Origin of the sequence: Wenzhouxiangella sp. XN79A (assembly GCF_012272825.1) — a bacterium.
Lineage (GTDB): Bacteria > Pseudomonadota > Gammaproteobacteria > Xanthomonadales > Wenzhouxiangellaceae.
This window is the reverse complement of record NZ_JAAWWS010000156.1, coordinates 84,532-106,729: the sequence shown is the minus strand read 5'-3', so window position 1 is coordinate 106,729 and position 22,198 is coordinate 84,532. Positions and strand designations below refer to the sequence as shown.

Annotated in this window: 29 protein-coding genes; 17 read left to right on the top strand and 12 right to left on the bottom strand. The window is 67.5% G+C overall.

The genetic code is table 11. The annotated features are described in order from the left end of the window. Nucleotides 1-146 precede the first annotated feature (146 nt). The 5 genes from HFP89_RS11480 (at nt 147) to HFP89_RS11460 (ending at nt 5,072) form a co-directional block, all read left to right on the top strand. Nucleotides 147-347: a hypothetical protein gene (locus tag HFP89_RS11480; protein WP_168717799.1), complete on the top strand. Its 201-nt coding sequence runs from the start codon at nt 147-149 to the stop codon at nt 345-347. Beyond that, nucleotides 344-820 (top strand): hypothetical protein, encoded by a 477-nt coding sequence (locus tag HFP89_RS11475; RefSeq protein WP_168717798.1) that lies wholly within the window; start codon nt 344-346, stop codon nt 818-820. The genes HFP89_RS11480 and HFP89_RS11475 overlap by 4 nt, the downstream gene beginning before the upstream one ends. After that, nucleotides 817-1,194: a hypothetical protein gene (locus tag HFP89_RS11470; RefSeq protein WP_168717797.1), complete on the top strand. Its 378-nt coding sequence runs from the start codon at nt 817-819 to the stop codon at nt 1,192-1,194. Before HFP89_RS11475 ends, HFP89_RS11470 begins: the two co-directional genes overlap by 4 nt. 432 nt (nt 1,195-1,626) lie before the next feature. Beyond that, nucleotides 1,627-2,226, top strand: a complete 600-nt coding sequence (locus HFP89_RS11465; RefSeq protein WP_168717796.1) for an ECF-type sigma factor — start codon at nt 1,627-1,629, stop codon at nt 2,224-2,226. Continuing rightward, the gene (locus tag HFP89_RS11460; RefSeq protein ID WP_168717795.1) at nt 2,223-5,072 is read left to right on the top strand and encodes a serine/threonine-protein kinase; all 2,850 of its coding nucleotides are present in this window, start codon (nt 2,223-2,225) and stop codon (nt 5,070-5,072) included. The genes HFP89_RS11465 and HFP89_RS11460 overlap by 4 nt, the downstream gene beginning before the upstream one ends. Nucleotides 5,073-5,097: 25 nt before the next feature. Here the strand turns inward: HFP89_RS11460 and HFP89_RS11455 are convergent, their stop codons facing one another. The 4 genes from HFP89_RS11455 to HFP89_RS11440 form a co-directional block, all read right to left on the bottom strand. Continuing rightward, nucleotides 5,098-6,501 (bottom strand): DUF11 domain-containing protein, encoded by a 1,404-nt coding sequence (locus tag HFP89_RS11455; RefSeq protein WP_168717794.1) that lies wholly within the window; start codon nt 6,499-6,501, stop codon nt 5,098-5,100. Between the two features lie 31 nt (nt 6,502-6,532). Continuing rightward, entirely contained in the window at nt 6,533-7,498 is a 966-nt protein-coding gene (locus HFP89_RS11450; RefSeq protein WP_168717793.1) for a hypothetical protein, read from the bottom strand. A gap of 75 nt (nt 7,499-7,573) precedes the next feature. After that, on the bottom strand, nt 7,574-7,738 hold the full coding sequence (locus tag HFP89_RS11445) for a hypothetical protein (protein ID WP_168717792.1): 165 nt from the start codon (nt 7,736-7,738) through the stop codon (nt 7,574-7,576). Nucleotides 7,739-7,946: 208 nt separating this feature from the next. After that, complete coding sequence (locus HFP89_RS11440) at nt 7,947-8,984, bottom strand: hypothetical protein (protein ID WP_168717791.1); 1,038 nt, start codon at nt 8,982-8,984, stop codon at nt 7,947-7,949. Nucleotides 8,985-9,160: 176 nt separating this feature from the next. On the opposite strand from HFP89_RS11440, the gene HFP89_RS16195 reads away from it, so the two are divergent. From HFP89_RS16195 to HFP89_RS11420, 4 genes are all read left to right on the top strand, one after another. Then, entirely contained in the window at nt 9,161-9,556 is a 396-nt protein-coding gene (locus HFP89_RS16195) for a TfoX/Sxy family protein (RefSeq protein ID WP_206212341.1), read from the top strand. Between the two features lie 64 nt (nt 9,557-9,620). Further along, on the top strand, nt 9,621-10,310 hold the full coding sequence (locus tag HFP89_RS11430) for a VIT family protein (protein ID WP_168717789.1): 690 nt from the start codon (nt 9,621-9,623) through the stop codon (nt 10,308-10,310). Continuing rightward, nucleotides 10,307-10,666 (top strand): hypothetical protein, encoded by a 360-nt coding sequence (locus HFP89_RS11425; protein WP_168717788.1) that lies wholly within the window; start codon nt 10,307-10,309, stop codon nt 10,664-10,666. The genes HFP89_RS11430 and HFP89_RS11425 overlap by 4 nt, the downstream gene beginning before the upstream one ends. 1 nt (nt 10,667) lies before the next feature. Then, nucleotides 10,668-11,057 carry a hypothetical protein gene (locus HFP89_RS11420; protein WP_168717787.1) on the top strand — a complete coding sequence of 130 codons (390 nt, stop codon included), beginning with the start codon at nt 10,668-10,670 and terminating at the stop codon, nt 11,055-11,057. Nucleotides 11,058-11,134: 77 nt separating this feature from the next. Here HFP89_RS11420 and HFP89_RS11415 read toward each other — a convergent pair whose 3' ends face one another. Further along, nucleotides 11,135-11,836 carry a TMEM175 family protein gene (locus HFP89_RS11415; RefSeq protein ID WP_168717786.1) on the bottom strand — a complete coding sequence of 234 codons (702 nt, stop codon included), beginning with the start codon at nt 11,834-11,836 and terminating at the stop codon, nt 11,135-11,137. Between the two features lie 113 nt (nt 11,837-11,949). Here HFP89_RS11415 and HFP89_RS11410 point away from each other — a divergent pair, with 113 nt between their 5' ends. From HFP89_RS11410 to HFP89_RS11400, 3 genes are read left to right on the top strand one after another with little or no spacing between them, the layout of a single operon-like run. Beyond that, nucleotides 11,950-12,894, top strand: a complete 945-nt coding sequence (locus tag HFP89_RS11410; RefSeq protein ID WP_206212340.1) for a YihY/virulence factor BrkB family protein — start codon at nt 11,950-11,952, stop codon at nt 12,892-12,894. After that, nucleotides 12,891-13,106, top strand: coding sequence for a TIGR02450 family Trp-rich protein (locus tag HFP89_RS11405; RefSeq protein WP_168717785.1), 216 nt, complete (start codon nt 12,891-12,893; stop codon nt 13,104-13,106). Before HFP89_RS11410 ends, HFP89_RS11405 begins: the two co-directional genes overlap by 4 nt. A gap of 52 nt (nt 13,107-13,158) precedes the next feature. Then, nucleotides 13,159-13,680 carry a DUF1579 domain-containing protein gene (locus HFP89_RS11400; protein WP_168717784.1) on the top strand — a complete coding sequence of 174 codons (522 nt, stop codon included), beginning with the start codon at nt 13,159-13,161 and terminating at the stop codon, nt 13,678-13,680. A gap of 31 nt (nt 13,681-13,711) precedes the next feature. Here HFP89_RS11400 and HFP89_RS11395 read toward each other — a convergent pair whose 3' ends face one another. Then, a complete protein-coding gene (locus HFP89_RS11395; protein ID WP_168717783.1) occupies nt 13,712-14,698 on the bottom strand; it encodes an integron integrase in 987 nt (328 codons plus the stop codon). Nucleotides 14,699-14,934: 236 nt separating this feature from the next. Here HFP89_RS11395 and HFP89_RS11390 point away from each other — a divergent pair, with 236 nt between their 5' ends. From HFP89_RS11390 to HFP89_RS11370, 5 genes are all read left to right on the top strand, one after another. Further along, nucleotides 14,935-15,354, top strand: a complete 420-nt coding sequence (locus HFP89_RS11390) for a hypothetical protein (protein ID WP_168717782.1) — start codon at nt 14,935-14,937, stop codon at nt 15,352-15,354. A gap of 97 nt (nt 15,355-15,451) precedes the next feature. Continuing rightward, nucleotides 15,452-16,003, top strand: a complete 552-nt coding sequence (locus HFP89_RS11385; RefSeq protein WP_168717781.1) for a hypothetical protein — start codon at nt 15,452-15,454, stop codon at nt 16,001-16,003. Between the two features lie 110 nt (nt 16,004-16,113). Then, the gene (locus HFP89_RS11380; protein WP_168717780.1) at nt 16,114-16,311 is read left to right on the top strand and encodes a type II toxin-antitoxin system HicA family toxin; all 198 of its coding nucleotides are present in this window, start codon (nt 16,114-16,116) and stop codon (nt 16,309-16,311) included. After that, nucleotides 16,308-16,547 (top strand): hypothetical protein, encoded by a 240-nt coding sequence (locus HFP89_RS11375; protein ID WP_168717779.1) that lies wholly within the window; start codon nt 16,308-16,310, stop codon nt 16,545-16,547. Before HFP89_RS11380 ends, HFP89_RS11375 begins: the two co-directional genes overlap by 4 nt. 86 nt (nt 16,548-16,633) lie before the next feature. Then, nucleotides 16,634-17,140 (top strand): hypothetical protein, encoded by a 507-nt coding sequence (locus tag HFP89_RS11370; RefSeq protein WP_168717778.1) that lies wholly within the window; start codon nt 16,634-16,636, stop codon nt 17,138-17,140. Between the two features lie 90 nt (nt 17,141-17,230). Here HFP89_RS11370 and HFP89_RS11365 read toward each other — a convergent pair whose 3' ends face one another. From HFP89_RS11365 to ccmD, 6 genes are read right to left on the bottom strand one after another with little or no spacing between them, the layout of a single operon-like run. Continuing rightward, nucleotides 17,231-18,403: a hypothetical protein gene (locus tag HFP89_RS11365; RefSeq protein ID WP_168717777.1), complete on the bottom strand. Its 1,173-nt coding sequence runs from the start codon at nt 18,401-18,403 to the stop codon at nt 17,231-17,233. A 53-nt stretch (nt 18,404-18,456) separates the two neighbouring features. Further along, nucleotides 18,457-18,921, bottom strand: a complete 465-nt coding sequence (locus HFP89_RS11360) for a cytochrome c-type biogenesis protein (protein ID WP_168717776.1) — start codon at nt 18,919-18,921, stop codon at nt 18,457-18,459. Next, nucleotides 18,918-19,505: a DsbE family thiol:disulfide interchange protein gene (locus tag HFP89_RS11355; protein ID WP_168717775.1), complete on the bottom strand. Its 588-nt coding sequence runs from the start codon at nt 19,503-19,505 to the stop codon at nt 18,918-18,920. Before HFP89_RS11355 ends, HFP89_RS11360 begins: the two co-directional genes overlap by 4 nt. Next, entirely contained in the window at nt 19,502-21,487 is a 1,986-nt protein-coding gene (locus HFP89_RS11350) for a heme lyase CcmF/NrfE family subunit (RefSeq protein ID WP_277347514.1), read from the bottom strand. The genes HFP89_RS11355 and HFP89_RS11350 overlap by 4 nt, the downstream gene beginning before the upstream one ends. Then, complete coding sequence (gene ccmE / locus HFP89_RS11345; RefSeq protein WP_168717774.1) at nt 21,484-21,954, bottom strand: cytochrome c maturation protein CcmE; 471 nt, start codon at nt 21,952-21,954, stop codon at nt 21,484-21,486. Before ccmE ends, HFP89_RS11350 begins: the two co-directional genes overlap by 4 nt. Nucleotides 21,955-21,967: 13 nt before the next feature. Then, nucleotides 21,968-22,150 carry a heme exporter protein CcmD gene (gene ccmD, locus HFP89_RS11340; protein WP_168717773.1) on the bottom strand — a complete coding sequence of 61 codons (183 nt, stop codon included), beginning with the start codon at nt 22,148-22,150 and terminating at the stop codon, nt 21,968-21,970. Nucleotides 22,151-22,198: the final 48 nt, after the last annotated feature.

Sequence of the window (22,198 nt, the reverse complement as noted above, 5' to 3'; positions counted from 1 at the left end):
GGCGCCGAAGCGCCCGTCGCCGGCCGCGATCGGCGTGTTGCCGGATCACGGTTCGATCATTGTCCGGACAGTACCCGATCATTGCCCGATCATTGCCCGATCCGCCCCGCAGGATGGCGGTCTGCTCCACATCGAGGGTCCGCCCCATGCAGTCCATGTTCCGAACCCGTCGGCCGATCGTTGCCGGCGCGCTGGTCGCACTGCTCGGCGCCGTGCTGGCCGGCGGCAAGGTCATCGTCGACGGTGAGCCCGGCGCCATTCCCCTGGGCCTGATCGTGGCCGGCGTGCTCGCGCTGATCGTCGGCAAGGTCGGCCAGCGCAGGGCGCGCGCGGAGATCGATCGATGAGCGCGGCCGGGCCCCGTGGATTCGGGCGGTTTCAGGGCAGCGTGCGCAACGCGATCCTGTGGGGCATCGGTTTCGGCGCGATCGGCCTGGTGCTTTCGATGTTCGCGGTCTCCGGCGAAGCCGGCGACGGCGTGCCTCGCTGGCAGATCGTCGCATCGCTGGCCGTTCGCTTCTCGGTCATCGGCGTCATCTGCGGCACGGTGTTCTGGTGGGGCACCGGCCTGCTGCTCAGCCGCCGCCGCTTCGCGGCCTCGGGTCGAATTCCGGTGGTGCTGTGCGGCGCCTTCGGCACGGCGATCTTCGTGCCGCTGTTCCTGCAGACCATGAACCTGCTGTCCGGCGACGGCATCGCACCCTGGCCTCTGGTGCTCGACGATGCCGTCTGGGCCTTCTTCTTCGGTGGCGGCGCGGCCTTGGGCTCGCTGGAGCTGGCGCGGCGGTGGATGCAAGCGGGCCCGGAGGATTCACCATGACGCTCGATCGCTCCGCTTCCCGCAGCCTGGCCTGGATCGGGGCCCTGGTCTCGTCGCTGCTGCTGGTGTGGCTGAGCCTCGGCGTCGGCATCATCGGCGCCGACGGCGACCCGGCCAATGCGATGTACCTCGCTGTGATCGCCGTCGGTGTCCTCGGCCTGGTGATCTCGCGCGGCCGGCCCCGGGGCATGGCGCGCACCCTGGCCGCAATGGCCTTGCTGACCACGATCATCGGCGGCTACGCCCTGGCTGCCGGGCTGGGCCGCCCCCACAGCCCGGCGCTGGAGCTGCTCGGCCTGAACGGGTTCTTCGCCGCGGCGTTCCTGGTCGCGGCGTTGCTGTTCCGGCGCGCCGCGCGGACGACGGCGACCTGAGTCGCGTCCGGCGATCGGGCGCTGAGAAGGCGGCAATCGACCGATCGTTCGGCCACGGATCATGGCCGTCGATCCCGGCTTCATCGGACAGCTGCTCGGTAGCGTCGGGCCGGGCGATCGCCTGACGGCCCGGCCGATGTTCGGTGAACACGGCGTCCGTGTCGAAGGCGGATTCACCGCGCTGGCCGGCCAGGACGGCTTCTTCATCAAGGCCACGCCGGCGCTCGCCAAGCATGGCCCGGACCTGTCGAAGGGCGCGGCGGCGGATGCAGCGAAGCGACGAAGTGGCGTCGACGAATGCGGCCTTCCGGCCTCGATCGACCGCTACGGCCTTGCGCGGACGACGGCGTTTTCATACAGTTCGCATACTCTTGACTCACGCGTCGACGATCGAGTGGAAGCTTCGCCCCGGTCGCGCTTTGCATGTGCATCATGTCCGATTCCGTGGAACCGACAGGCGAACGTACACCCGCGGAGATCACGCGGCTTCTGGCGGACTGGAAGGCCGGCAGCGACGCCGCCGGCGATCTGCTTTCGACGCTCGTCTATCAGCGGTTGCGCGAGATCGCAGGCGGGCAGATGCAGCACGAACTCCACCAGGTCACGCTGCAGCCGACGGCCGTGGTGCACGAAGTCGTCATGCAGCTGCTCGATCGACCGCCGGCTTGCGAGAGCCGGGATCACTTGTTCGCGCTGGCTGCACGGATGATGCGCAACTTCCTGATCAATCACGCCAAGCAGCGGATGGCCCAGAAGCGCGGCGGCCAGGCCGTGCGGGTCACGCTGGACGAATCCTCGGTCGCAGGTTCCGACCCCAACGTCGACCTGCTGGCGCTCGAGGCGGCGATGGAGGCGCTGGGAAAGCGTGATCCGGCCAAGCTCGACATGCTCGAACTGCATTACTTCGGCGGGCTCGGCTATGACGAACTGGTCCGCGTGACCGGACGATCCCGGGCCAGTGTTCATCGCGACCTTCGGATGGCCCGGGCCTTCGTCGCCTCGCGCCTCGGGGTCGGGGATGCGTCTGCATGAGTACGCTCGGTCCCGATGCCTGGAGAGACCTCGAGCGGTTGTTCGGTCAGACCGAAACGCTCGAGGCCGACGCTCTGGAGGAGTTTCTCGAGACGGTCGCCGAGGAGCGGCCCGATCTGATCGCCGAGCTGACCCGGCTGGTCGCGGCCGATCGGGCGCATGATCCGATCGGCGGGCGGCTCCGCCGCTTCACCGAAACGCTGCTGCCCCGAACGCTTGCGTCCGGCGAGCGGGTCGACTGCTGGGCGATCCGGCGACTGCTTGGCCGCGGCGGCATGGGGGCGGTGTATCTCGTCGAGCGCGACGACGAGGTGTACCGCCAGACCGCGGTCGTCAAGGTGCTGGACGCGCCGATGGCCGACGGAATGGCCGAGCGATTCTCGCGCGAGCGCCAGATCCTGGCCGACCTCGATCACCCCAACATCGCCCGCCTGCTCGATGGGGGATCGCTGGCCGACGGCCGTCCCTACCTCGTGATGGACTATGTCGACGGCTGCAGCATTTCACGATACTGCGAAGCACAGAAGCTCGACTTGCGCGAACGTGTCGAGCTGGTTCGACAGGTCGGCGAAGCGCTCCAGTACGCTCACGCCAACCTGGTGATCCACCGCGACATCAAGCCCGACAATGTGCTGGTCGACCGTACCGGTCGCGTGCGATTGCTGGATTTCGGCATCGCAAGACTCGTCGAGACCACGCCTTCATCGGGCGGAGCGGTCGGATCGCATTCCGTTTCACCGGCGGCAGATCCGGCCCGGACGATTCACGGCGGGGCAGCGTTGTCGCCCGCCTACGCCAGTCCGGAGCAGCTGCGCGGTGGAGCCATCACCATCGCCACCGACATCTACAGCCTCGGGGCCTTGCTGTATCGCTTGCTGACCGGCCACTCACCGCACGACCCGGCGGCGCAGCGCGATGGCCGGCGTGCGTCGGCCTCGGCGCTGCTCGTCGAACAGCGCCGACCGCGCGAAGCCCGCCGGGTTCGCGGCGACCTCGATGCCGTGATCGACCGGGCCATGGCCGAAGCGCCGGACCAGCGGTATCCGAGTATTGCGGCATTGGTCGATGATCTGGAGCGCTGGGTCTCCGATCATCCGGTGCGAGCCCGTCGATCGAACTGGGCCGAGCAGCTGGTCAAGTTCACCCGGCGCAATCGGGCGCTGGCCGCATCGATCGGGACGTCGGGCCTGATCGTCGCCGCGTTGCTGGCGGGCCTGATCGCGCTGGCCGTCAAGCTGGACGAGGAGCGAACCACCGCCCTGGAGGCCGTCGACACCACCGAACAGATCGCAGACTACCTGGTCGACCTGTTCGGGGCCGCCGATCCGGCCACGCACCAGGGCGAGACCCTGACTGCGCGCGAGCTGCTCGACCGCGGCGTCGATCGAATCGGAAATCAGACCGACCTATCGCCGGCCGTCCATGCCCGACTGCTCCACCGCATGGCCGTGGCGTATCGCAATCTGGATCTGTTCGACGACGCGGTCCCGCTCTATGAATCAGCCCTTGCCCGTCGGGTCGAAAGCGATGACGAGGAGACCTGGGACCTGCGTCTGGAACTGGCCGACCTTCAGCGGGAGCGCGGCGAGCACGCCGACGCCGAGGCTCGGTTGCTCGCGGCCATCGAGACCCTCGAGAACGAGGGCGGGCCGGCCGAGGCGCTGGCGAGCGCGTACAACAACTACGGCATCGTGCTCGAAGAGACCGAGCGCTATCGCGAGGCCGAGCTCCAGGCGCAGCGCGCGCTGGCGGTGGCCGATACGCTGCCCGAGACCCGCCAGAACGACATCATGCGAACCCGCTTTCGCCACAACCTGGCCATTGCATTGGCCGAGCAGGGTCGCTACGACGAAGCGATCGACGTGTTCGAAGAAGTGATCGAGGCCAAGACCCGTCAGCTCGGCGTCCGCCATCCGTCGCGCCTGCGCTCGATGCAGACCCTCGGCGGGGCGCTCCGGAGCGCCGGTCGCTTGACCGAAGCTGCCGCCGTCTTCGAAGAACTGCTCGGCCTGCTGCGAGCGGTCTACGGCGACGACTCGATCTCGCTGGCCTCGCTGGGCAATGAAGTGGCCAACCTCCATCACGACGCCGGGCGCTACCGCGACGCCGAGCGTGCCTACCGGGACGCCCTGGCCAGCGTCGAGCGTGACCCGGCGCGGGATCCGCTGCTGCACGTGTTCCTGGTCAACAACCTGGCCAGCCTGTACGAGGACTATGGTGACCTTGCGCGGGCCGAGCCGCTGTTCCGCCGATCGATCCGGCTTCGGCAGGACCTGGCAGGGCCCGAAGCGCTGGCCCTGATCCGCGCCCGGGTCAACCTGGCCCGGCTGCTGATCAAGCGCGGTGGCGTGGACGAAGCCGAGGCCCTGCTCGATGCCGCGCAGGCCGCGCTGGCCGAGCATCATCCGGACAATGCCTATCGTTGGCAGGTCGCCGAGGTCCAGCGCGCCCTGATCGCGGCGACGCGGGGCGAGCACGGCGTGGCGATGGACCGCATGGCGGATGCAGTGGCCGCGCTCGAAGCCCTGGGGCCGATGGCGGCGACCGGTCTGCGCCGGGCCCGGATGGATGCGGTCCGGATCGACCTCGACGCCGGTCGGGCCGATCGGGCGCTTGCAACCATCGAGCGGATCGAGCGTTCGTTCCCGACGGCGTTCGCGCCGGATCACCCCAAGCGCCGCATTCTGGACGTCCTGCGCGCCCAGGCCCTCGCAGCGCTCGGACGGATCGAAGAAGCCCGCCGGCTGGCATCGGTCACGGCCCCCGTGCTGGAGCAGCAGTTCGCCGAGGGCGCCGAGATCCGGCGCCGTGCGGAAGCCGTGCTGGCCGCCGCCGGCGCCGGTTGACCTTCGACCGCCCCGGCCCGGACCGTCAGCCGCCGGCCCGACGCAGCGCCAGCAGGCCGAAGGCCAGCAGCCCGAGCATCAGCAGCAGCTTGCCCGGGAGCGAGGCCACCGGAATCGGCACCACCGAGAAGCCGGTGAACGTCGTCGAGTTGTTCTCGAGGTCCGGATCCGGCGTGGTCGAGGCGACCGATACGCTGACCTCGCGGGGCCCGCGCGACGGCTCGTTGATCGCCGAAATCGTCCGGACGGCGGTGTCGCCGGGCGGCAGGTCGGCCAGAGTGCAACGCACCGTATCGGTTCCTCCGAACGTGCAGCCGGCGTCGGCCATGTCGAACACCAGCCCATCGCCGAGCGTCAATTCGAGTTCGGGGGCCTGCGACGTCGAGACGCCGAGGTTGAGCACCGACACGCGGTAGTCGACGATCTCGCCGGCCAGGAGGTTCGGATCCGACACCTCCAGCGAAAGCGCGAGGTCGGCGACGGTGTCGATGCCGGTCACGGTTTCGGCCGTGACCTGGTCGGCCGCATCGACGCTGCTGACGGCATCGAAGCGGCTGGTCAACGCCGCCTGCTGGGCCGGGTCGATCGCGCACTCGATCGTGTAGGTCACCGCGCCGCCGTTCGGCAGCTGCAGGGTTTCGTCGAGCACCGCCGGGGCGGTCGCGTCGGTGTTGCCGGCCGCGCCCCCGGTCGCGACGCTGGTCCAACCGCAGGCCAGCGCCGGGTCGAACGTCGACGTCAGCGCAGTCGCCGGATCGTCCGACGGGCCGCCGTTGGCAACGCTCAGCGTGTAGGTCAAGGTGCCTCCGGCCACCGCGGGGTCGGGATCGGCGGTGTTCGACAGCGTCAGCGTCGTGTCTGCGCCCGTCGGTGTCGCCAGCTGCAGCCCGTTGTCGGATGGGTCCGATTCGAACGCTGTCCCCGCGATCGAGTAGTCGGTGGTCAGACTCGGAGGCAGCAGGCCGGCGGCGTCGGCCTCGACCGTGATGCTCGCGGTCTCTCCCGGCGCCAGCAGCGGCAGGGTGCAGGTCGGAACGCCGGCGGGATCTTCGGCGCATCCCGAGGTGACCGGCGAGTCGAGGTCGGCCGGCAAGGCGATCGACAGGGTGCCGGTGCTCCAGGCGGCCCCGCGGTTCAGAACTTCGAGCAGGTACTCCGCGCGCGTGCCGGCGATCACGGGGTCGGTCAGCGCCGTGGCGTCGAGTTCGAGGTCGGCCAGCGTGGCCACCGGCCAGAAGCCGCCGGACAGGGTCAGGCCGCCGGCCGATTGCGGTGCGCCTCCGTCGGGCTGCCCGAGGGTGGCCGTCAGCGTATAGGTGCCGTCGGTCAGGCGAGCGGCCGCCGCGTCGGTGCTGCGCCACTCGACGGACTGGGCCGATGCCTCGATCAGCAGGATCGAAGCCGCCAGGGCGCTCATCGTGCGGGCCATGCGAAGAGCCCGGTTCGGGATGGGGGTTGGCTTATTCATCGACACAGATCGCCTCGACGCGGATGGTGGCCGTGGTCGGTGTGGCACCGCAGCCGACCTGGACGCCGACCCGGCACAGGTTGCAGAACAACGAGCTGTACGAGGACGGCGGACGGGGTGGTGTTCCCGACCGGATCCCGGTGCTGCCGGCCGACGGAACGATGGTGTTGCTCGAGGAACCGGTCCAGGCCCCGATCAGTTTCTTGCCGAACGGACACTCGGCGCGAACGGAACCGCATTCGTTCACGCTGAGGTCGACGGTCTCGACGGCGCGTACCCACTGGTAGCCCGTGAGGCCGACCGAATCGGCTTCGCAGACCACGCTGCCGTCCTCGTTGACTTCACGAATGCTCTCGCCGGCGGGGCAGGAGCCCGTGACGCGGTTCTGGACGCTGGCCGGATCGACGTCCAGTACGACCGTTCCGGTCGTACCGCCGCCGGTCAGGCCGTTGCCGGCGGTGACTCCGGCGATGTCGCCCGTTTCCGGTCTCGGCGCCCACGCACCACCGTCCCAGGTCAGGACCTGGCCGGTCGCCGGAGTCGCCGTACTGACCGGACTGCCCCGCAACGCGGTGGTCGAGATGCTGGTCAGCGCGTAGGGGGCGGGATTCAGCTGCTGGCGCGGCAGGGTCGCCAGCCCGTCGCCGCAGTCGACGGCAACCTCGAGCCAGCGCGGCGTACCGTCGAACACCGCAGCACCGAAGTCCAGCACGGTCGTGAACAGGCCGCCGGAAACGTCCAGCCCGGACGCAGCGTCGGTCCCGACCTCGACCCCGCCACTGGCCGCGGTCCACAGCGAGAATCCGAAATCGCAGGTCGCGTTGACCGGGCCGTCGGCGTCGGTCAGCTGGCCCTGGTAGGTGAAGGCGGTCGTCTGCGCCGGGGCGGCCGAAGGCGTCAGCAGGAGGCCGAGCAGGCCGATAAGCACGACAGTGCGTGCAAGGTTGGCGGACGTCATGGTCAATCTCCCTTGTGTTGAACGATCGATCGTTGCTTCCTCGAAAAGGGATGCAGCATTTCGGCGGAAAACGTCTCAGCCGATTTCGAGCCCCGTGGCCGAGACGCATTCGAACGCCATCTGCCCGGGCGCCAGCATCCGGGTCGGCATGCCGGCCGGGTCTTCCGCGAATGGGGTCGAGGCTTGCAGGTCCGGCGGGCGTTCGATCGCCAGCGTGCCCGAGAGGTCGAGGTCGGTCACTGCGGTCGCGTATCCGCAGCCGCCGGTCAGCGATACCGCGACGCCCGATCGGGTCTGCGAGGCGTCCGGCCGACCGAGCGTAGCGCTCGGCGTGGAAGGGCACGGCGTAACGGCCCGGGCGGCAGTCCCTTCGACGGCCTCGGCCGACCCGGCCGAGGCGAGGCCCCTCGCGATGAGAATTCCAGCAAGCGTTCTCATGGCGATGGCGTCAGAGCGATGCGCACATGGCGTACGCGGTCAGCTCCAGCGTTTCGCCGGGTGCGGCATCGTCGGAGCGCTTCAGGGCGGACACGGTCCAGCGGGTTGCCGACAGCGGGTACGAGCGGTACAACCGCATCCGGGGCGAGGCGGAGGCACCGCCCCCCGTCAGGAATTCCCCGGCCTGGCAGTTCGCCGTGGCGAACAGCTGTTGCGTGCCCGACAGGTTCTGCGCGGTGACCGTATCCGTTCGAATCGTGATGCTCAACCCGCCGGTCGAGCCGCAGACGGCGTTGCCGTCGCTATCGATCTCCGTCACGAACTGACCGGCCGGGCACTGCTGGTTGCTGAGCGCGAAATCGGCCCCGCTGTAGGTGGTGTCGGAATCGAGTTCACACGCGACGTCGCCGTTGAAAGCGATCGAGCGGATGCTGGAGCCGGCCGGGCAGGCGTCATCGACGCGCCGCTGGACTTCGTTGAACTCGACGTCGAGACCCACCGTGCCGCTGGTCCCGCCGCCGCTCAGGCCGACGCCGGGAAGCACCGCCTCGATATCGCCGCCGCTGTCCTGGTCCGGCGCCGGCGCCCATTGGTTTCCGTCCCAGGCCAGCACCTCGCCCGCGCCCGGCGCGGCACCACTGACCGGGCGGCCCTGCAGGCCGACGGTCGACAGGCTGGTCAGCGAATACGGCGATGCGGTGAGCTGCTGGCGCGGAAGCGTGGCCGGCCCGTCGCCGCAGTCCACGACGACTTCCAGCCACCGCTCGCTGCCGTCGAAGGCGCCGGCGCCGAAGTCGAGCTGGGCCGTGAACAGACCGCCGGAAACGGCCAGGCCGGGCGCTGCATCGGTCCCGACCTGGCTTCCGGCGCTCGACGCCGACCACAGCGAGAAGTCGAAATCGCAGGTTCCGTTCACCGGGCCGTCGGCGTCGGTCAGCTGGCCCTGGTAGGCGAATGCGGTCGCCTGCGCCGGGGTGGCCGAAGGCGCCAGCAGGAGGCCGAGCAGGCCGGTAAGCACGACAGCGCGTGCGAGGGTGGCGGACGTCATGGTCAATCTCCCTTCGTGTTGAACGAACGATCGTTGTTTCCTGGATGGGATGCAGTATTCCGCCGGAAACAGTCTCAACCGTTTTCGAGCCGTGCAGGTGCGAGGCACACCGTCTCCCGCCAGCGATGCCGCGCTCGCTGTTTCCACGGGCCGGCTCCGTTGCAGCCGGGGCCCGGGTGCGCGATGATCGAGTCCTTGGACACCGCTCGCCGAGGTGCCCCGGTGGCCACCGGACCCGGTTTCATCGACACCTGCTCGATGCCGCCGGGCTGGCCGAGCGCCTGACCGCCCGGGCGATGTTCGGCGAGTACGGCGTCCATTTCGAAGGCGGATTCATCGCGCTGGCCTGCCGGGGCAGCTGCTTCATCAAGGCCGCCCCGGCGCTCGAGCGACACGGCCCGGACCTGCCGATGCGCCCGCCGTACCCGGGTGCCAAGCCGTATCCGGTGGCCGATGAACTGCTCGACGAGACCGAGACGCTGCGGCAGCTGCTGATCGACACCGCCGCCGAACTGCCGCCGCCGAAGTCGAAGAAGCCGCGCTCGAAGGCGGCCATGACACGCAGCCGATGAGGGCGTCGGCCGGCCTCACGGGCCCGGGAAAGACCGACCCGCCACTCGCACAGGAGGGCACGACATGACCCACGAAGAGATCCACCGTTCTCACCGCATCGGCTGGCTGCGCGCCGCCGTGCTCGGCGCCAACGACGGCATCGTCTCCACCGCAAGCCTCATCATCGGCGTGGCCGCGGCGAGCACCGGGCACTCGGGCATCCTGCTGGCCGGTGTGGCCGGACTGGTTGCCGGGGCAATGTCGATGGCGGCCGGCGAGTACGTATCGGTCAGCTCGCAGTCCGACACCGAGCGCGCGGACCTGGCGCTGGAATCGAGGTCGCTGAAGCAGCACCCCGAGTCCGAAACGCGCGAACTGGCCGAGATCTACGAGCAGCGCGGCCTCGAGTCGGCGCTGGCCCGCCAGGTCGCCGAGCAGCTGATGGCGCACGATGCGCTGGGGGCCCATGCGCGCGACGAAATCGGCATTTCGACCACGGTCGCTGCGCGTCCGGTGCAGGCCGCGCTTTCTTCCGCCGCCACCTTCACGATCGGTGCCGCGCTGCCGCTGCTGGTGGCCTGGGCGGCGCCGCTGGACCTGCTGATCGGCCTGGTGGCGCTGTCCTCGCTGGGGTTCCTGGCGCTGCTCGGCGGCATTGCTGCGCGCACGGGCGGCGCGCCGATCGGCAAGGGTGCGATCCGGGTCATGTTCTGGGGCGCGCTTGCCATGGCGCTGACCGCCGGGGTCGGCCGCCTGTTCGGCGTGGCGGCGTGATCGTGGCCTTGCGCGGCGACAGCGGCGAGGCGGCCTGGCCGCCGATCCGCGCCGCCGCCCATCCGCCCGGCTTCGAGCCCGGGACGGGCAGCCGGGATGTCCTCGAACCCGAGGCCCACGACAGCACCGAGAGCTTCGGCCGCAAGGCGGACGGCTGCGGGCCCTGCCGGGCGAGCACAGGCGCCGAGCGCAGCGGCTTCCTGAAGCGCGGGGTGGCTTCCCTCCGGCGCGATCGTCCGGATCGGCAATGGACGATCGCCGGCAGCGCCCGGGACGATGAGCGGGCCGCAGGTGTCAGGCCGGCGCGCCACCGCCGCGCCCGCGACTGGCCGGAAGACGGCCGGAAGGCGGGTTGATGTGAAACCGTTGATCGCCGTTCTCGTGGGGCTGCTGGTCTTCATCTACGTCGCCGAAGGCGTGCTGATCAACCCCTGGGTGTTCTGGAATGCCCTTCCGCTGGTCCTGGCCGGCATCCTGTTCTGGCTCGGGCATTCGCAGCACAACGCGCCGGTGCGCCGGGGCGCGATCGGCTTCCTGGTGGCGGCAATGGCCGTGTCGATTCCGGCCCACCTGGCCTGGATGCTCGACCTCGACGGCACCCGGACCGGGTCCTCGACCTCGGGGCTGCTGCTGGCGGTGGTGCCGGTCTACGGCATCGGCCTCGGCGGCATCGCGTTCCTGGGGACGTGGTGGATCGCGCAGCGGATCGAGGCGCGGCGCCGCGATCGAGACGGTCACTCCCAGTGACGGCGCCGGTCCGGAAGGAAGCGGAGCGGCGCCTCGTTGCCGCCGCCGTCGACGGATGCGAGGCGGACCGGCGTCGCTCAATCCGATCGACCGAACCGGCGTCGGGCCATGCCGCGGGCGATGCGGCTGTTGACCGGGCTGAACAAGGCCAGCAGGAAGAACAGGAACGGGACCATCGCGACCTGTTCATCCGGGATCGCCCACATCAAGGCCACGATCACGATCGAGAACACGACGGGGAACAGCCAGAGGGTCATTTCGCCGAGTGTATCGAACGCTTCCTCGGCGCTCATGGCCAGCGCTGCGCGTAGTCTCCATGCATGCCAGAACAGCCCCGCCATGATCAGGCACAGCACCGCGAAGCCGCTGCCGTAGATCGAGACCAGCACGCGAAACTGCCGAAAGCTGTCGAAGTCGAATTCCGACGGCAGCCAGCCGCCGGTGAGATAGGCAAAGCCGCTGCCCATCAGGATCTTCAGCGGATAGACGTAGACCATGACCATCAGGATCAGGCCGAAGGTCAGGTAGACCGAGGAGGTGTCCTCCAGGCCGTAGCGGTCGCTCCAGCGCTGATGCCCGTGCCAGAAGAACAGGATGACCAGCAGGCTGGCCGCAAACGCCGGCGTGCTCTTCAGCGCCAGGATCAGACCGTCGTAGTCGGAGGGCACCTCGTCGATCGAGATCGCAAGCAGCGCCGCGGAAAAGGCGAAGGCGGCATCGGTAAAGGTCTCGAGCCGGGTCATGCGCGCACCCCGGCGAGGAAATCTGGAGGCAGTCATGCCGGCTATTCTGGCAGGTCGGGCGCGATTGGCCAAGAAGGCGCGAAGAGCGTTCCTGCAGGCAGGTCTTCCGACGCCAGCGCGGGTTCCGGTCAGTCCGTTATCCTTTGATCATGATGCTTTCGAGTCCTTCTTCCATCGGGCGATTCGTTCGCCACTGGCTGGAGATCTTCCAGGCCGCCGGCAAGAACTGGCTCGACAGCCAGGCGTTCATCTATGCCGCGGCGCTGGCCTTCTTCACCGTGTTCTCGATCGCACCGGTGGTGATCCTGGTCGTCGCGGTGCTCGGCCTGGTGCTGGGTGAGGACACCGCGCGGGCCGAGCTGATGGGCCAGCTCGAAGCCGTGATGGGCGCCCAGGCCGTCGGCGTGATCGAAACCGCGATCACCAACTCGCACATTCAGGACAGCGGCCTGTGGCCGACGCTGGCCGGATTGGCCGCGACCGTCGTCGGCGCAACGACCGTCTTCGCCCAGATGCAGAAATCGCTGAACCAGATCTGGGACGTCGCCCCCCGGCCGACGAAGAACAGCCTGTGGATCTTCATCAAGGCCCGGCTGCTGTCGCTGACCATGGTGCTGTCGATCGGCTTCGTGCTGCTGGTCTCGCTGGTGCTCGGCGTGGTCGTGCGCGCCGTCATCGCGCACGCCGAGCAGTGGCTGCCGATCCCGGCCTGGCTGATGCTCGGCGTCGAGCCGCTGCTCTCGCTGACCGTCGTCACGCTGCTGTTCGCCGCGATCTTCCGGATTCTTCCGGATGTCGTGCTGACCTGGAAGGACGTGCTGGCCGGTGCGTTCATCACCGCGCTGCTGTTCACTGTCGGGAAATCCCTGATTGCCTGGTACCTGGCCAACACCGCCGCGGCCTCGGCCTACGGCGCGGCCGGATCGCTGGTGCTGCTGCTGTTGTGGGTCAACTACTCGTCGCTGATCCTGTTGATCGGCGCGTCGATCTGTCGGGCCAGGCTCGAGCAGCGCGGGCACCGCATCCGGCCCCGCAACACCGCGGTCCGGGTCCACCGGGAATTGCTCGAAGACGCCCCGGGCTCCAACGCATGAACCGCATCCACCCGAAGAAACTCCGCAACAGCAAGTGGACCGCGGTCGAACCGGTGAACCGCGAGAAGCACTTCCTGGTCACCGAGGTCGAATACGACGAGGAGCAGAACGTCGTGGCCTGTACGCTGCAGGCCGTGCTCTCGAAGCGCGAGACGGCGATCGACTGGCGCGAGCTCACCGACCGCTCGCGCTGGCGGCAGGGTTGGGAGTAGGCTGGACCCGTGCGCCGCATCCCGTCGGCGCGCAGAGAGCGGGAACACGGTCATGAACACCTGGAACCGGATCGGCATCATCGCCGCCGTGCTGCTGCTTGCCGCAGCCGCCCCGGCCGACGCCAGCGAGGACGACGCCATGCAGAACCTGAACGAATGGGCCGCGGCCCGGGCCGGCAGCGAGTGGTCGGGCCGCGCCGAACTCTGGGTCGACCCCAGCGGCAACGAGGGCGAGACCAGCGACGCGACGCTGCAGGTCGGCAACGACCGCATGACCTACACCTGGGTCTACAAGGGCACGCCCCATTCCGGCGAACTGACCTGGGCCGACGACGGCCTGCGCTGGCACGACAGCTGGCACCAGCCCGAAGGCGTAGCGCTGACCCCCGTCGCCGCCCACGGCGCGTTGCTGGCCGCTGAATACAGCTACCCCGCCGGCACCGGTCCCGACTGGCACTGGCGCATCAAGCTCAGCCAGCGTCCCGACGACACGCTGGTGCTGCAGATGACCAACATCGCGCCGTGGGGCGAAGAGGCCCGCGCGGTGCGGATGGTGCTTCGCGAAGACGATTAGCCCGCGGGATCGTTCTTCGATCCGCCGTCGATCAACCGTCGAAGGGACTCCGCGCCCCCAGCGCGCCGCGCTGGACGACGTGGGTGTAGATCATCGTCGTGCGCACGTCGGAATGGCCCAGTAGTTGTTGGATCGTTCGGATGTCGGCGCCGGATTCCAGCAGGTGGGTCGCGAAGCTGTGGCGGAACGCGTGGCTGGTCACCGGCTTGCGAATGCCGGCGCGTTGCGCCGCCTTCTTGATCGCGCGCTGAATCGTACCGGTCAGCACGTGATAGCGAGCGATTCGTCCGCTTCGCGGTTCCCGGCTGAGCCGGCGCGCGGGGAAGACGAACATCCAGGCCTCGTCGAACTGCGCGTTCGGGTATTTCCGGGCCAGCGCGAAGGGCAGGATCACGCCGCCTTCGCCCCGATCGCGGTCCCGCCTGGCCAGCGTGGCGGCCCGTTCGATCTGTCGGCCGATGGGCTCGATGCAGCGATCGGCCAGCACCGTGATGCGGTCCTTGGCACCCTTGCCGTCCCGGACCGTGATCGACCGGCGGTCCGTATCCACGTCCTTGATCCGGAGCGCGGCGGCCTCGCCCACACGCAGGCCCGAGCCGTAGAGCAGTTGCGCAATCAGATCGTGGGGCGGCGGCAGCTGTGCAAGAACGGCCCGAACCTCCGACGCCGTCAGCACCACCGGCACCCGCTGCGGCCGCTTGGCCCGGACCACCTCGTCGAGCCAGGGCAGTTCGATCTCCAGTACTCGGCGGTACAGGAAGAGAATCGCGTTCAGTGCCTGGTTCTGGGTCGCAGCCGCGCAGCCCCGCTCGACGGCCAGGTGGCTCAGAAAGGCCGTGACCTCCTCGGCCCCCATCGTCTTCGGGTGACGCTTCCCGTGAAACAGGATGAATCGCCGAACCCAGCGCAGGTACGCCTGCTCGGTCTTTCTGCTGTAGTGCCGGACCCGGATGATCCGGCGCATTCGATCGAGAAGCTTCTCGGCCATCGGGGCTGCCGCGTGAGGACTGGATCCCATTCCGCCACGAAGAAACGCGACGCACCATCGGAAAATCACCCGGAATCGCGTAGGAAACTTGCGCGCTAAGCGGCGTTCGTGCAGGATATCTCCGAACGAACTGTGGGGCAGGGCGTTGAAAATCAGATACTTGGCAATTCCTGACTGCGGAAACACGCGTACTAACGAGCATTTTTGCACGCCTACTCGCTACACAGCCTTTTCGCCACATATTTTCTAGTTATGCGGAACAGGTTATGGGTGACATAGATAAATACACTATCGCAGAGCTGGAGCAAGCTTTGTCCAGTATTGATAGAGCAGCATACCCCGAGCGAGCTAAGAAGCTCTCAGACGCAATGGAACAGAAATCGCAACGTGCTGCCAGTCTGGAGGGCGAGCTGAACGCCATAAAGGGCGTGCAACACAAGCCATTACAAGCCGGCGCCGATTTTCTGGATTTCGTCGGCAGTTTTCTCTGTAGCTGGGGCTTGTTGATTGGGCTTTTAGGCTTGGCGGGAGTCTTTGGTGCGGGAACAGTTACCTGGAACGGCAGCACCGTTCATGGTTTCGGGGCGCTGTTTGCCACACTTTTTGTTTTGGCAATTTTCGCGGTAATTGTGGCTGGTGGTATGTTCCTGGGGTACCTTTTATTCAATAAGTTGCGGCGAGGGTAAGATGCCGCATAACAAGTCGCTCAATTGCGTTCCGGCCCTCTGGGCCTCCACCGGACGCGGCTAAAGCCGCGCCGCTTAGCTCAGACGGTTAGGCATCATGAGGATAACTGAGGCGCAGTTGATTAGGGCAATCTACGCATCATGGGATCTGCAGCAGGCGTTGTCCGCGCTGACATTTCTTCTTGAGGAGTGTGACTTCGAAGAAAGGTATAGTCGGGTCGATTTGAGGAAGTTCCGTTGCTTCGAAACAACGCTGATTATCTCTATGGCTAGACCACTTGAGAATTCGCGAGCCGGATCTCAGCTTAGCTTGCGCGCTCTGGGAATCAAACTCAATCAGGGACATCGAGAGCTTCTTGACCGCATTATGCATCTGAGAAGGAAAATTATTGCGCATTCTGACGAAGAAGAAATGCACTTTCGTACGAGCACATTTCCTGTTCTAGATGGCGAGTACAATTTTCCGCACTTCCAATTCAACGAGGGTTTGCATCTGGAGAAATCCGAGTTATTGGCGCTTGAGCAGATGTTGCGGTGGCTGCTACAAAAAATGAGCAAGTTCTTCTTTCAGGTCGCGCAGAACAATCCCGAAATGTTGGAGCGGTACAAGTCCCCCCATAGTTCGGAAGCCGAAGGCAATGATGCCTAACAAGTCGCTCAAGTACGTTCCGGCCCTTCGGGCCTCCACCGGACGCGGCTAAAGCCGCGCCGCTTAGCTCAGACGTTATGTGATAAGGGGTTTCCAGCTAGGAGCCGCTAGTGCCGCCCAAAGTCCGTGAACTCGTCAAGAGCCTCGAAAAGGCAGGCTTCCGGAACCGGGGTGGAAAGGGTTGCCACCGGAATTTCGTCCACCCGAATGTGTCGAAACCTGTGACGATTTCCGGCAAACTCGGAGATGACGCCAGGAAATACCAGATTCGGGCGGTAGAAAAGGCCGTCCAGGAGGCGAAGAAATGAAGGAAAGTGCCCTCTACGCCAAGATTGTGGAGTGGTCGGAGGAAGACCAGTGTTTTGTGGGTAGCGCACCCGGCCTCGTCTATGGCGGCTGCCACGGCGACGACGAGAAGGAGGTCTTCGACCAACTCTGTCAGATCGTGGACGATATCATCGATCTTTACCACAAGGAGGGGAAGCCCCTCCCGCCACCGACAGCTGGCCGAGATCTTGCCAACTCGCTACAGCAAATCGCATAAGCAAGTCGCTCAAGTACGTTCCGGCCCTTCGGACCTCCACCGGACGCGGCTAGAACCGCGCCGCTGAGTTAAGACTTCAGCTGGACATGCGCAGTCGCCTCGATCGATTCGTAGAAGATGCCCTGGAGGATTTCTCGCACTGGTTTCTCAGCGCGAGTTGGCAGGGAAAGGAGCGCGATTGCGTCAATCTCTTTGCGCACAGGTTCCTGGCCGCGCAAATTCAGCCAGGTGCAGCGGTATCCGATCTCGCTCAGGTTCGAATCGAAGGGGCTGTTCCCCAGCCTCGAGCCTGTTCCCGGCAGTCGGCTCCGAAAGACCTGGTGATCTGGAACGACGCTCTTGCAACGGCGTGGGATGAAAACTGGCGCGCCGCTCATCACCCGCGGTTGGTGATGGAGTGGAAGCTCAGTCGGTCCGGGCGAAGCCCGAAAAGCTTCAGCCAGCATGACGTATCCTGGTTGACCGCATTCACCGCTGAATACCCCGATACTTTCGGTTATCTCGTCCGCGTTCATGCCGCTTCCGGCGTTCGCACCGTGGACTGGGCGAAAGTACGTTGTGGTGCGATCAATGAAACCAACAGGCGTTCGTGAGGAGCTGCCGATTCGCACAGGGTTTCGCTTTTCTAATGCAATTGGATCCGAGTTCGCCCGTTCACGCGGTCGATCGATGCGTTCGGCTCCTTACTCCACCCGCTCGTTGATCCGTACCGCGATCTCGCCGTCCTCGACGGTCACCGACTCGCGCACGCCTTGAAGATCACCCGGCGACGCGGTGGCGTTGCCGCTGGCGCTGATGCGGGCGACGACGTCCCAGGTGTCGAAGGTCGACAGGGTCATGTTGGGTGCCATGGCGTCGGCGTCGGTCAGGGTGACGGTGCGGGGCAGGTCGCCGGCGGTGAAGCGCGCGATGGCCAGCGGGAGCGGCGGGCCACTGCTGGCGCGGGCGAAGACGAACACGGTCTCGCTGCCGGTGACGGCGCCGGCGATTTCAGGTGCGAGTTCGACGGTGACGGTCAGTTCGATGCCGTCTTCGGCGGCCACCGGCCCGGTTGTCGGCTCGGCGCTGCCCGGGTCGGTCGGGGCCATCATGCCGTTATGGGCTTCGTTGGCCAGTGCGGCGCGGGCGCGGTCGATCTGCTGGCGGACCTGGTCCTTGACGTTACCTTCTGGCAGCAGGGTATCGAGGCGTTCCCAGTCGGCCACGGCGTCGGCGAAGCGGCCCTGCTGGAACGCACCCATGCCGGACAGCCACAGCGCCTTCTGGTTGTTCGGGTCGAGCAGCACGGCCTCGGTCAGCAGCAGCAGGGCCTCGTCGGGCATCTCGGGCCGGCCGGAGGCGAACAGCAGCGTCTCGGCCAGTTCGACGCGGGCCATGGCGCTGTTCTCGTCGAGGAACAGCACGCGGCGCCACGCGCCTTCTGCGGCCGGCCACTGCTGCAGTGTCTTCCAGATCATGCCCATGCGGGTCCAGGCCTCGACGTTGTCGGGATCGTCGTTGACCGTGGCGGCCAGTTCGCCCAGCGCGCCGCGGATCTCGCTGGCCTGCGGGTCGGTCGGCCCCATGGCCTCCGGCGTGCCGGCAATCCGATAGAACAGCACGACCAGCACCGGCAGCAGCACGGCGATGAAGACCGCGGTGACGCCGTGGCGTGACGGGCCGACGTGCTGAGCCCGCTCCGCCTCCAGTGCTTCGCGGCGGCGCTGCCACTCGTCGTCGGGCAGGTCGCCCCTCAGTTCATCGAGTGCGTCGAGACGGCGCTGGACAGCGCGCGCTTCCGGGGTCGAACGGAACAGCGGCACCAGCGCGAAGATCAGGGCGAGAAGACAGGCGAGCGCACTCAGGAACAGGAACACGGGTCAGGACTCTCCGGGGTTGAGCGGACCATGCGGCGGCTTGACGGCCGCGGCTAGGACTCTGCGGGCGGTTCGGCCGGGGCGCGCTCGGCCATGCGGCGGCGCTGGTTGCGCACGATGACGACCGACAGCACGGCCCCGATGATCAGCAGCAGCGGCGGACCGGCCCACAGCAGCAGGGTGTGGCCGGCCAGGGGCGGGTCGTACAGCACGAAGTCACCGTAGCGCTCGCGCATGAACTGGCGGATCTCGAAGTCGGTGCGGCCGTCGCGGATCAGGCGGTAGACGGTGTTGCGCAGGTCGGCGGCCAGCGGCACGTCGGAGCTCGACAGCGCCTGGTTCTGGCAGACCGTGCAGCGCAGTTCACCGATCAGCGAGTGGTAGCGCTCGCGCTCGGTCTCGCTGGTGAAGTCCAGCGGCTGGATCGGGTTGGTGTTCTGGCCCTCGGGCATGCTCTGTGCCGAGACCGCGGTGGCCATGACGATCAGCAGTGTTGCGGCCAGGGTCCGGACGGTCATGGCGTGTCTCCCGCGCTTACCTGCGCTGTCTGTGGGGCGGCGGCCTGGTCGGCAAGGGCGGCCAGCCCGCCAGCGCGTTCCATCAGGTCGTCGAACACGGGCTGGTCGATCGGGCCGATGTGCTTGTGGCGAATGACGCCGTTGTGGTCGACCAGAAAGGTCTCCGGCGCGCCGTAGACGCCCAGGTCGATGGCCAGCACGCCCTCGAAATCGACGATCTGCAGGTCCCAGCCGTCGCCGAACTGCTCGAGCCAGCGCAGCGCATCGCGGCGCTCGTCCTTCCAGTTCAGGCCGACCAGCGGCACCGGCGCTTCTTCGCCGAGACGGACGATGTAGGGGTGCTCGACCCGGCAGGCCGGGCACCAGCTGCCCCAGACGTTGAGCAGGTACGGCTCGCCGGCCAGGTCGGCGTTGGTGATCATGCGCCCGGGCTCGGCCAGCGACGGCAGTTCGAAGGCCGGCACCGGCTTGCCGATCATCGGGCTGCGTATGGTCTGGCGCTGGTCGGCGGTCTTCAGCCCGGCGAACAGCAACAGCAGCAGCACGCCGAACAGCAGCAGTGGAATGGCCACCAGCCGCGTCACGCCGGCGCGACCTCGCCCTGCAGCCGTTCGCGCTCGGCCTTGTTCGCCGCGTGCGCGGCCAGCCGGCGGTAGCGCGGATCGGTCGCGGCCAGCAGGCCGCCGATCAGCATCAGCACCGCGCCGCCCCAGATCCAGCGGATGAAGGGCTTGACGTGGACGCGGATCGACCAGGCGCCGTTGTCCAGCGGCTGGCCCATGGCGATGTACAGGTCGCGGAACGGGCCGGGCTTGAGCGCGACCTGGGTCATGACCTGGCCGGAGCGGTAATAGCGGCGCTTCTGCGGGGCCATGGTGGTGACCGGTTCGCCGTTCTTCAGCACCGTGAAGCGGGCTTCCTCGGCGGCCCAGTTCGGGCCCTTGACGGTGACCACCTCGTCGAGGCGGAAGGCCAGGCCGGCGGTTTCGATGGTCTGGCCCGGCGTGAACGCGAAGTCGCGCTCGGAGGTGGCTGATTCGACCATGGCGACCCCGATGACGAACACGCCGACGCCGAGGTGGGCTGCGGTCATGCCCCAGTGGCCGCGCAGGAAGCCCGACGAGGACTTCAGGGCGCGGGCGACGAAGGCCAGCGCGCCGAAGATCAGCCACAGCCCGCCGATCCAGCCGGTCACGGCGCGCAGCGTGAAGGCATCGAGCAGCCAGGCGAGGACGGTGCCGGCGACCACGGCGACGACGGCCGGAATCAGCAGCGGCCTGGCGGCCCGGGCCCAGCGGTCCTGCTTCCAGCGGCTCATCGGGCCGAACGGCAGCAGCAGCACCAGCGGCGTCATCAGCAGAATGAACATGGCGCCGAAGTAGGGCGGGCCGACCGAGACCTGGCCCCAGCCCATGAAGTCGACCAGGATCGGGTACAGCGTGCCGATCAGTACCATCGCCGCCGAGACCACCAGCAGCAGGTTGTTCGACAGCAGCAGGGATTCGCGCGAGAACCAGTCGAAGCCCTCGCCGTGGGCCAGCTTCGGCGCGCGCAGCAGGAACAGCAGCAGGGCGCCGCCGGTGACGATGCCGAGGAAGGCCAGGATGAACAGGCCGCGTTCGGGATCGTTGGCGAAGGCATGGACCGAGGTCAGCACGCCGGAGCGGACCAGGAAGGTCCCCAGCAGCGACAGCGAGAAGGCGGCAATGGCCAGCAGCACGGTCCAGGCCGGGAAGGCGTTGCGCTTTTCCGTGACCAGCTGCGAGTGGATCAGCGCGGTGCCGACCAGCCACGGCATGAACGAGGCGTTCTCGACCGGATCCCAGAACCACCAGCCGCCCCAGCCCAGCTCGTAGTAGGCCCACCACGAACCCAGTGCGATGCCGCCGGTCAGGAACGACCAGGCCGCCAGCGTCCACGGCCGCATCCAGCGCACCCAGTCGCGCTCGACCCGACCGCCGAGCAGGCCGGCGATGGCAAAGGCGAAGGCCACCGCGAAGCCGACGTAGCCCATGTAGAGCAGCGGCGGGTGGAAGATCATGCCCGGGTCCTGCAGCAGCGGGTTCAGATCGGCGCCGTCGGGCGGCGTGGGCAGCAGGCGCTGGAACGGGTTGGAGGTCAGGATCGTGAACAGCAGGAAGCCGATCACGATCCAGCTCATCACGGCCAGTACGCGGGCCAGGAACGGCCGCGACAGCGAGCGCGAGAACATCACCACGGCGATCATCCAGCCGGCCAGCATCATCACCCACAGCAGCAGCGAGCCTTCGTGCCCGCCCCAGACGGCGGTCACGCGGTAGTACACCGGCAGCAGCAGGTTGGAGTTGGTGGCGACGTAGGCGATCGTGAAGTCGTTGATGACGAAGGCCGTGACCAGGATGCCGAAGGCCAGCGTGACGAACACGAACAGGCCGAGGGTCAGCGACGGCGCCAGCGCCATCAGCTTCGAATCGTTGCGCCAGGCGCCGATCAGCGGCAGCGTGGCGAGCAGGAAGGCGATCGCCAGCGAGGTGATCATCGCCACCTGGCCGAGTTCGCCGAGCAGGCCGTGCGGCAGGCCGCTCATGCGTCGGCTCCGTAGGCTGGCTTGCTTTCGCCGCCGGCGGCCGGGTGGCCGGCTTCTTCCAGCGCGCGCTGGACTTCCGGCGGCATGTAGGTCTCATCGTGCCGGGCCAGCACTTCGTAGGCCTCGAAGCGGCCGTTGCGAAGGTAGCCGTGGGCGATCACGCCCTGGCCCTCGCGGAACAGGTCGGGCAGGATGCCGGTATAGACGACGGTCACGTTGTGGTTGCCGTCGGTGACGTCGAACTGCACGTCCAGGCTGTCGCCGGACTGGACGACGGTGCCGTCGGCGACCAGGCCGCCGAGCCGGAACTTGCGGTCGGGGGCCAGTTCCTGCTCGGCCACGTTGGTCGGGCTGACGAAGAACATCACGTTGCTCTGCATCGCGGTGATGGCCACGGCCGTGGCCACCGACATGCCGGTGAGGATCAGCAGCACGATCATCATGCGGCGCTTGCGGGTGCGGGTCATGGACGAAGCCTCCTTATGACCGGGGCGCGGGGCGACCGACGGCCGCCGCGGCGCGTTCTTCTTCGAGCTGTTCCCGGATCTGGCGGGTCAGGCGCCGGCGGCGGATCAGCGGGGCCAGGAACTGCCACGCGCATACGGCCGCGAACACTCCATAACTGGACCAGACGAACGGCGCATAGTTCAGCTCGGGGATCATCGGAAATCCACCTCGAAATCGATTGTTGCTGCGCTCGGACGGGCGCGG